General features: G+C 42.3%; 10 protein-coding genes. 1 reads left to right on the top strand and 9 read right to left on the bottom strand.

Translation table 11 applies throughout. The features are described from left to right. The 9 genes from bamA to rpsB all read right to left on the bottom strand — a co-directional run. On the bottom strand, positions 1-1,442 hold a 1,442-nt coding region (gene bamA / locus H5202_RS14220), incomplete at its 3' end, for an outer membrane protein assembly factor BamA (protein WP_182772652.1). A gap of 31 nt (positions 1,443-1,473) precedes the next feature. Beyond that, positions 1,474-2,844 carry a sigma E protease regulator RseP gene (rseP, locus tag H5202_RS14215; protein ID WP_182772651.1) on the bottom strand — a complete coding sequence of 457 codons (1,371 nt, stop codon included), beginning with the start codon at positions 2,842-2,844 and terminating at the stop codon, positions 1,474-1,476. Positions 2,845-2,856: 12 nt separating this feature from the next. After that, the gene (gene ispC, locus H5202_RS14210) at positions 2,857-4,047 is read right to left on the bottom strand and encodes a 1-deoxy-D-xylulose-5-phosphate reductoisomerase (RefSeq protein ID WP_182772653.1); all 1,191 of its coding nucleotides are present in this window, start codon (positions 4,045-4,047) and stop codon (positions 2,857-2,859) included. A 5-nt stretch (positions 4,048-4,052) separates the two neighbouring features. Next, the gene (locus tag H5202_RS14205) at positions 4,053-4,910 is read right to left on the bottom strand and encodes a phosphatidate cytidylyltransferase (RefSeq protein ID WP_182772650.1); all 858 of its coding nucleotides are present in this window, start codon (positions 4,908-4,910) and stop codon (positions 4,053-4,055) included. 20 nt (positions 4,911-4,930) lie between these two features. Next, positions 4,931-5,755, bottom strand: a complete 825-nt coding sequence (gene uppS / locus H5202_RS14200; RefSeq protein ID WP_182772649.1) for a polyprenyl diphosphate synthase — start codon at positions 5,753-5,755, stop codon at positions 4,931-4,933. A gap of 81 nt (positions 5,756-5,836) precedes the next feature. Next, on the bottom strand, positions 5,837-6,379 hold the full coding sequence (gene frr / locus H5202_RS14195; RefSeq protein WP_220493881.1) for a ribosome recycling factor: 543 nt from the start codon (positions 6,377-6,379) through the stop codon (positions 5,837-5,839). Between the two features lie 134 nt (positions 6,380-6,513). Next, entirely contained in the window at positions 6,514-7,251 is a 738-nt protein-coding gene (pyrH, locus tag H5202_RS14190; RefSeq protein WP_182772647.1) for a UMP kinase, read from the bottom strand. 68 nt (positions 7,252-7,319) lie between these two features. After that, the gene (gene tsf, locus H5202_RS14185; protein WP_182772646.1) at positions 7,320-8,171 is read right to left on the bottom strand and encodes a translation elongation factor Ts; all 852 of its coding nucleotides are present in this window, start codon (positions 8,169-8,171) and stop codon (positions 7,320-7,322) included. A gap of 118 nt (positions 8,172-8,289) precedes the next feature. Continuing rightward, positions 8,290-9,018, bottom strand: a complete 729-nt coding sequence (gene rpsB, locus H5202_RS14180) for a 30S ribosomal protein S2 (RefSeq protein WP_182772645.1) — start codon at positions 9,016-9,018, stop codon at positions 8,290-8,292. 348 nt (positions 9,019-9,366) lie between these two features. Here rpsB and map point away from each other — a divergent pair. Continuing rightward, positions 9,367-9,790, top strand: a 424-nt coding sequence (map, locus tag H5202_RS14175) for a type I methionyl aminopeptidase (RefSeq protein WP_182772644.1), incomplete at its 3' end; no start/stop codon positions are given.

The raw sequence follows: 9,790 nt of genomic DNA, 5'->3' as shown, positions 1-9,790 counted from the left end.
GGGTCGGTATAAGACAAGTTAGCACTTTTTGAGTATTTGTTAGTATTGACACTAAAACCTGCTTGGTTACCTGTACCAAGGAAGTTATTTTGCTCAACACCAAACTGTAAACTCACGCCTGATTCAGTACCATAACCGACACCTGCGTTAAACGAACCTGATGGTTGTTCTTTCACAGTCACTGCGACATCAACTAAATCGTCACTGCCCGGTACTTGAATGGTTTCAGCATCAACAGTTTCGAAATAACCTAAACGGTTAAGGCGTAATTTAGACTGTTCAATTTGAGCAGAATTCAACCATGCACCTTCCATTTGGCGTAATTCGCGGCGCATGACTTCATCTTTAGTAACCGTGTTACCGGTGAAGTTAATTGAGCGAACATACACACGTTTACCTGGTTTAACATTGATGTTAAGCACCACTTCTTTGGTTTCATCATCAATTTCAGGATAGGTTTTCACTTCTGGATAAGCATAACCAAAGCGGCCAAGGTATTTACTGTACATTTCTTCGGTGAATGTCACATCAGCACCGTTGTACATATTGCCCGCTTTAATTGGCAAAATAGATGTCATTAACTCTTCTCGACCCATTAGGTCACCAATTAAGTTAACTTCTTTCACCTTGTACTTTTCACCTTCATTCACGTTGATGGTGATGTACAAACCTTTACGGTCTGGTGTCATCGCCACTTGTGTTGAAGTCACTTCAAAGCGAATATAACCTTGATTGTGGTAATAGGTTTTAATGGTTTCTAAGTCAGCTTGTAGCTTTTGCTTTTGGTAGCGACGCTCACCAAATAAATCCCACCATGCCACATAGTCTTTAAGCTCAAGCATACTGATGAGTTCAGAGTCCGAGAACACGGTATTACCTACCACGTTGATTTGACGAATTTCAGCCGCTAAACCTTCGGTAAACTTAAATTTAAGCTCAACACGGTTACGAGGTAAGTTGATGATTTGCGCTTCAACTTTGGCACCGTATTTACCCACACCGTAATAGAAATCTTGCAGGCCTTTTTCAATGCCAGACAACATGGTTCTATCAAGTGATTCGCCAGCTTTAACACCAGAACCATCAAGACTTTCTTGTAACTGCTCGTCTTTGATATCTTTATTACCTTCAAACGAGATAATACTAATAGTAGGACGTTCTTTAACCGTTACATAAAGTATACCGTCTTCATGACTGACACTGATGTTTTCAAAATTGGTTGAACCGTAAAGGCTCTTAATCGCTTGCTGTAATTTAACTTCATCTACCGTGTCACCTACTTTCACAGGTAAACTCAATAGTGCTGCACCGAGAGCAACTCGTTGCAAACCTTCTACTTGGATGTCGGTCACTTCAAAAGGTTGGAAAGACTCTGCCCAACCATTCCCTGAAAAAGACGCGCCGACGAATAACATCGAGGCAAAAATTTTATTAAATCTCATAGAGCACTTCTAATTATTAGTCTGTCCTTGCTCAGAGTCGGGCAAAATCGTTGAATAAGGCTACGCCCATCAACATTAGCAGCAAAGCTGCGCCAAACCTGAATCCTATTTCCTGCACCTTTTCGGGTACAGGCTTACCAGTAATCACTTCTATAAAGTAATACAGCAAGTGTCCCCCATCGAGCACTGGCAAAGGCATTAAGTTTATAATGCCTAAGTTAACGCTGATGAGCGCGATAAACCCTAGAAAGTACACTAAGCCGTAACTTGCACTGGCGCCTGCGCCTTGTGCAATAGAAATAGGACCACTAAGGTTTTTCACCGACACATCGCCGGTAAATAATTTTCCAATCATCTTGAAGCTGACGACAACGAGTTGCCATGTTTTGTCAGTTGCAGCGATAACAGAATCTACTATGCCATACTCAAGCTCAAAGCGCATATTATCAGGCCATTGGGCTTGGGTTGGGCTAATTCCGACAATTCCGATAGTTTTACCATCAGAATTTTGTTGTGCTTTAGGCACAACATCAACATTGATAAGTTCACCTTGACGTATCAATGTCATATTAATATTTATGTTGGCAGAGCTTTGTACCACATCAACAAACGCATTCCAATCGCTGTATTGTGTGCCATTGATGTTGACGAGTTTATCGCCAATCTTAATACCCGCTTGCTCTGCTGCACTGTCTTTGCTCACTGCCGCTATCGTTGGATCAATCCCTGGACGAAATATGCCTAAACCTAGTGCGGTAATCGGCGACTCTTTTTCTGGATCAAATACCCAATTTCGCGTATCGAGCTTTACGATACGGATTGGCATATCCATGCCCGACAACTCTGGTAATGGCGCTAGAGATAACTCAATACTTTCATCACCAATATGACCCACTAAGGCTAAATTAACCTCTTCCCAAGTACGTACCGGTTGCCCTGAAACCGCTACAATTTGTTGAGGTTCAACTAACTGAATAACACTCGCCGGACTATTTAACTTTGTGCTGTCAATCACGGGCTTAATCGACGGAGTACCAATAAGGTACATGACATATAACGCTGCTATAGCAAAAATAAAGTTAGCAATAGGGCCAGCTGATACAATTGCAATACGCTGCCAAACCGTTTTACGGTTAAAGGCTTGATCGAGTAGATGCTCGGGTACATCTTCAACGCGCTCATCAAGCATTTTGACATAGCCACCCAATGGGATCATAGCGACGACATATTCTGTGCCATCTTTACCTACTTTACGCCAAATCGCTTTGCCAAATCCGATAGAGAAACGCTCGACTTTAACACCACAACGACGGGCAACCCAAAAGTGGCCGTATTCGTGAGCGGTAATTAAAATACCCAACGCGACGATAAAAGAACCTAAGCTCCAAAAAAAATCTATCATTATTTCCCTGAATTAATTAAGTGCGCTAATAACGGACATCGCCGTTGCACGTGCTTGCTCATCAAGCTGTAATATATCTTCAATACTGTCTAAACGTGTTTGTTGCACAGAGTCTAAGCAGTGATAATTAACGTCAGCAATATCAGTAAAACGAATGTGACCTTTTAAAAATGAATCTACAGCAATTTCATTAGCTGCATTCAACACCGTGGTCGCTTCTTGACCTTGCTCACAGGCTTGCATCGCTAAGCGTAAACATGGAAAACGATCAAAGTCAGGTTCACAAAAGCTTAACTGTCCGACTTTGAAAAAATCTAAAGGTTCAACACCAGCAACAATTCTTTGCGGATAGCTCATACAATGAGCAATCGGTGTACGCATATCGGGGTTACCCATTTGCGCAATAACAGAACCATCGCGGTATTGCACCATTGAATGGATCACGCTTTGAGGATGAATCACCACTTTTAGCTGCTCAGCTTGGGTATTAAACAACCAACGAGCTTCGATAAACTCTAAGCCTTTATTCATCATCGTGGCTGAATCGACGGAGATTTTAGGCCCCATGGACCAATTAGGGTGATTACAAGCTTGAGCAGGTGTCATCGCACTCAGGGTGGCTAAATCAGTGTTTAAAAATGGTCCACCAGAACCCGTTAATAAAATATGTGATATGCCATTTGCACTTAAGTCACAATAACCGAGTTGCGCTTGAACATTTATTGGTAAACATTGAAATATGGCATTGTGCTCGCTGTCGACAGGTAGCACTGTCGCACCCGAGGCTCTAGCCGTGCGCATAAATAACTCACCCGACATAACCAGTGCTTCTTTGTTGGCTAACAACACGCGTTTACCCGCTTTAACGGCGTCAAATGTCGGTACTAAACCCGCTGCACCAACAATAGCTGCCATAACGGTATCTGTGCGGCTGTCGGTCACTAACGCATTTAACGCCTCAGCACCTGTAGTTACTTGAGTGATGCATCCACTAGGCAGTAACGATTTAAGTTGCATGGCGGCGCTCTCATCCACCATATGAGCATAGTCAGGCTGATGGGTGATACACAAGGCCAGCATTTTATCGACGCTGGCATTAGCCACTAATCCATAGACATGAAAATCAGCAGGATTATTTACCATCACGCTTAAGGTACTAGCACCTATTGAGCCTGTTGCCCCTAAAATCACCATATTTTGCATTGGCATCACATCCACATTGCAATGTAGATAAAGGTAAACACTGGCAATGCAGCCGTTAGACTGTCAATACGGTCTAAAATACCACCATGACCAGGTAAAATGGTGCCAGAGTCTTTAATATTTGCAGCACGTTTGAACATGCTTTCAGACAAGTCGCCAAAAGCAGAAGCCAGAGCCGTGACGAGTGTCACCACAATGAGTAAGCCTAACTCTTGTTCTGGCGCAACATACATAATGCCCGCAACCACTACCATCGTGGTAATTAAACCACCGGCTAAACCCTCAAGCGTTTTGGCAGGACTCACACTCGGCATCAATTTATGCTTGCCTAATTTACGCCCAGCAAAATAAGCACCAGTATCCGTCGCCCAAACCACTAACATAACAATAAACACTAATGCACCGCCATAGTATGGATGAACGTTACTGCTTAATGATTTGAGTGCGATCAATGAGGCAAAACAAGGGATGAGAGTTAACTGTCCAAACATGGATTTCAGCATAGGGCTGTTTTTCCACATTTTGGCACTTGTAGGAAAACTAAATACTAATGCGCTGCTGACTACCCACCAAAAAACACCGATAGTGATGATGGCGAGATAAATAGGGTGTAACTGCCCTTTAAACCACAATACATCAATGGGTACCGATAAATTAAGCGCTACCAATAATAGGCCCAGGGTTGCAGTAAAAGACCACTGGGTAACATTACAGCTTGGGTCAATGAAACTGCCCCACTCTTTTGCTGCAATTAAAAAAACTGGCACTAATACCCATGCAAACAGGTTTGCTGGAAGTAAAAATATTGCCCCGAGTACAATTGGGATTAACCACAATGCTGTTATTATTCGTTGTTTTAGCAAAAAACTAATCCTCTTATTATTTATATTGCGCGTATATCTTCAATTTGACTCCCCGTCAAACCAAAACGGCGCTGCCGACTGGCAAATATGGCAATAGCATCACGGAATGCTAGCTCATCAAAATCAGGCCATAGGGTGTCAGTAAACACCAACTCGGCATAAGCGGCCTGCCATAAAACAAAATTACTAATCCGGCAATCACCACCGGTTCGGATCATTAAATCAACTTCGCTCTGATTTTGCATGCACAAATGTTCATTTAATGCTTCTTCGGTCATCTGACTGCTGGTGATTTCGCCACTTTCAACTTTTTCGGCTAATTTTTGTGCAGCTTGCAAGATATCCCAACGTCCACCATAGTTCGCTGCCACATTTAATATCAAACCAGTATTGCTTGCTGTTTTCTCTTGAGCTGCTGCAATCTGTTTCTGTAAGCGATTAGAAAATCGGCTGGTATCACCAATAATGTTGAGCTTAACTTGGTTTTTGTCGAGCAGTTTTAACTCACGATGTAACACTGTAAAAAACAATTCCATTAACAAACTGACTTCTTTATCTGGTCGACGCCAATTTTCACTCGAAAATGCAAACAAGGTTAATGATTCAATACCAAGTTGACTTGCTGTACTTACTGCACGGCGCACCGCTTTAACACCCGCTTTATGACCAAAAACCCGAGCTTTACCCTGCAGTTGTGCCCAGCGGCCATTACCGTCCATAATAATCGCAACATGTTTGGGCAGAGATTGTTTTACTACATCAGATAATTGTCCCGGCAACAATTGCGAAGTCATTTGCTCCGAATCGGCTTTAGGGTCTGATTCAAACTCAACTGTAGACGACATCTACGACAATCCTTTATAAAAACAAACGCCGTGTAGTATACCCTTACACGGCGTGTTAACTCTAGCGTCTAAATTGACAGATTATACTTCCATCAACTCTTTTTCTTTCACTGCTAGGATTTGATCAATGTTTTTGATTGATGCATCAGTGTGCTTCTGCACTTCATCTTCACTACGACGAACATCATCTTCAGTACATTCTTTTGCTTTTTCAAGCTTCTTGACTTCACTGATTGCGTCGCGACGAACGTTACGAATGGCAATACGACCATTTTCCGCTTCGTTACGTACTACTTTGATGAAGTCTTTACGACGTTCTTCAGTTAACGAAGGCAACGGAATACGCAAGGTTGCACCTGCAGACATAGGGTTTAAGCCTAAATCTGAGCTCATAATCGCCTTCTCTACCGCTTGAACTATCGATCTATCAAATACGTTCACTGTTAGTGTACGAGAGTCTTCAACGCCTACGTTAGCCACTTGATTAAGCGGTGACATAGAACCGTAGCAAGACACTTGAATAGAATCTAATAAACTTGGGTGGGCGCGACCAGTACGAACTTTCGCCATTTGGTTTTTAGTCGCATCAACGCATTTACCCATGCGCTCTTGCGCGTCTAACATAATAGTATCAATCACAATAATTTCCTTTTTGTCACAAATTCATGTGTGTTTGAGCATTAGCCTAAGAATGACACATGCAATAAAACCGCTCAAACAGTTAAATTATATAATGTAAATATTTTCTGTGTCGGCGATTAAGCAGGTTGTTGACTGCTAATAATCGTACCTTCTTTCTCACCCATAATAACGCGACGAAGTGCACCAGGCTTGTTCATATTGAATACCAAAATAGGCATATTATGATCACGAGCCATGGTAAATGCAGCAAGATCCATTACTTTTAATTCTGATTCAAGGACTTCGGCAAAACTAAGTGTGTCATATTTAACCGCTTCAGGGTTTTTCATTGGGTCAGCAGAGTATACACCATCTACTTTAGTACCTTTTAGTACCACTTCAGCTTCAATCTCAATACCGCGTAGACATGCTGCAGAATCGGTTGTACAAAAAGGATTACCTGTACCCGCTGCAAAAATAACGACTCGACCAGATTTTAATAAGCTAATTGCTTCTGTCCAAGTGTAATCATCGCACACACCTTTAAGGGGGATAGCAGACATAAGACGGGCATTAACATATGCACGGTGCAAGGCATCACGCATGGCTAAGCCATTCATTACGGTTGCTAACATACCCATGTGATCGCCCACCACGCGGTTCATACCAGCTTTTGCTAAGCCTTCGCCACGAAATAGATTACCACCACCAATAACCACGCCAACTTGAATACCAAGTTCAACAAGCTCTTTCACTTCTTGTGCCATACGATCAAGTACTTTAGGGTCAATGCCGAAGCCTTCTTCACCCATTAATGCTTCACCGCTTAATTTAAGCAGAATACGTCTAAATGCTGGTTTTGGATTGGTGCTCATAATTTTCATCCTGATCATAACAAAACCGCAGCGGTTGCTGCGGTCTTAGGGTATTTAGATAAAAGCGATTACGCTTTTTTAGTAGCAGCGATTTGCGCAGCCACTTCAGCAGCGAAATCTTCTGCTTTCTTCTCGATACCTTCACCAACTTCTAAACGAATAAAGTTGGTTACTGTAGCGCCTTTCGATTTAAGAACTTCGCCAACAGTTTTCTTAGGTTCCATGATGAAAGCTTGGCCAGTAAGAGATATCTCACCAGTAAACTTCTTCATACGACCAACAACCATCTTCTCAGCGATTTCAGCAGGCTTGCCTTCATTCATCGCGATTTCGATTTGAAGCGCTTGCTCTCTTTCTACAAGTTCAGCAGGCACATCTTCAGGGTTTACGAAATCAGGCTTAGAAGCAGCTACGTGCATTGCGATATGCTTCAATGTTTCTTCATCAGCTTCACCCGCAACAACAACACCAATACGATCACCGTGACGGTAAGACGCAAGGTTTGCACCATCGAGATACTCAACGCGACGAACGTTGATGTTTTCACCGATTTTAGTTACTAGTGCAACACGAGTTTCTTCAAACTGTGCTTTTAACTCTTCGATAGACACTTTAGATGCAGCAGCAACATCTAGCACTGCGTTAGCAAATCCTAGGAAGTTTGAATCTTTTGCAACGAAGTCAGTTTGGCAGTTAACTTCTAATAGAGCAGCGAAACCGTCGCCATTCTTGATTAGAATTGTACCGTCAGCAGCGATGTTACCTGCTTTTTTAGCAGCCTTCGCAGCGCCACTTTTGCGCATATTATCAATCGCTAGTTCGATGTCACCGTCAGTTTCAGTCAGTGCATTCTTACAGTCCATCATGCCAGCGCCAGTGCGGTCACGAAGTTCTTTAACTTGGGCAGCAGTAATTGCCATTGTTAAATCCTCTATTTTAATTCGTCTAATATTGCATTTATAAAACAGGGGCCAAAAGGCCCCTGTTCACCAATTATCTTATTGGCAAATAAGGGGGGATGGTAACCATCACGCCTTATTAAACAGCTTCTACGAAACCGTCTTGCTCAGCTTGAACAGCTAAATCTTGACCACGGCCAGCGTTAGCAGCTGCAGCAACAGAAGAAGTGTACAAACGGATAGCACGCATCGCGTCGTCGTTACCAGGAACGATGTAGTTAACACCGTCTGGTGCAGAGTTGGTATCAACAACTGCAACAACTGGAATACCTAGGTTGTTAGCTTCTTTAATAGCGATATGCTCATGGTCAGCACCGATAACGAATAATACGTCAGGTAAACCGCCCATGTTCTTGATTCCGCCTAAAGACTTTTCTAACTTGTCTAATTCGCGAGTACGCATTAACGCTTCTTTCTTAGTTAACTTGTCGAAAGTACCGTCTACAGACTGGCTTTCTAGCTCTTTAAGACGCTTGATTGACTGACGAACAGTTTTCCAGTTAGTTAACATGCCGCCTAACCAACGATGATCAACATAATACTGATCACAAGAAAGTGCAGATGCTTTAATAGCTTCGCCAGCAGCGCGCTTAGTACCTACGAATAATACTTTACCTTTCTTAGAAGCAATGTTGCTAATGAAAGCTAAAGCTTCGTTGAACATTGGTACTGTATGCTCAAGGTTGATGATGTGTACACCATTACGAGCACCGAAGATGAAAGGCTTCATCTTAGGATTCCAGTAACGAGTTTGGTGACCGAAGTGAACACCAGCTTGTAGCATGTCGCGCATTGAAACAGTAGTCATTGAATTTACCTTAATGTAAGGGGTTAGACCTCCACGCATCCCATGTTTCGACTTTCTAACTTCCGTTAAGAATGAGAAAGCACCCCGAAAAATGTGTCGATACGTGTGTGATTTAGTATTTAAGTTAATTGCCATGTATAATGACCGCCATATTTTACGATTTGCCGAACACAATGTATACCTTGCTAAAAAACAGTGACGACATTGTATTAACTCGAACCGTACAACAACGATCTTACACATAACGGCGCGCTTTATACCATAAACGGCATGTAAATACAAATTTTTGCCGTAAAATCCTTGGATAAAACAAGCCTATTTTGACCGCCAAAAAGATAGAGAGTTTTCATGAGTATTGTGATCAAAAATGCAGACGAAATAGAAAAAATGCGTGCTGCGGGTAAATTAGCTGCGCAAGTATTAGAAATGGTCGCTCCGCACGTTAAGGCTGGAGTGACGACAAATGAATTAGATGAAATCTGTGCTAAATATACCGAAGAGCAAGGTGCAATTTCTGCGCCTCTGAATTATCACGGATTTCCTAAGTCAATTTGTACCTCTGTTAATGAAGTCGTGTGCCACGGTATTCCTTCTGAGTACGAGTTAAAAGAAGGCGATATGATTAACCTAGATATTACTGTCATCAAAGACGGTTACCATGGTGATACATCGAAAATGTTCCTTATCGGTGAAGTGTCAGCAAAAGACAAACGTTTAAGCCGCATTGCCCAAGAAAGTTTGTATTTAGCCATTCGTAAAGTACGTCCTGGTT

The organism is Shewanella sp. SG41-4 (assembly GCF_014164505.1).
Lineage (GTDB): Bacteria > Pseudomonadota > Gammaproteobacteria > Enterobacterales > Shewanellaceae > Shewanella.
Note: the sequence above shows the minus strand (reverse complement) of the source record. Positions and strands in the feature narration are given on the sequence as shown.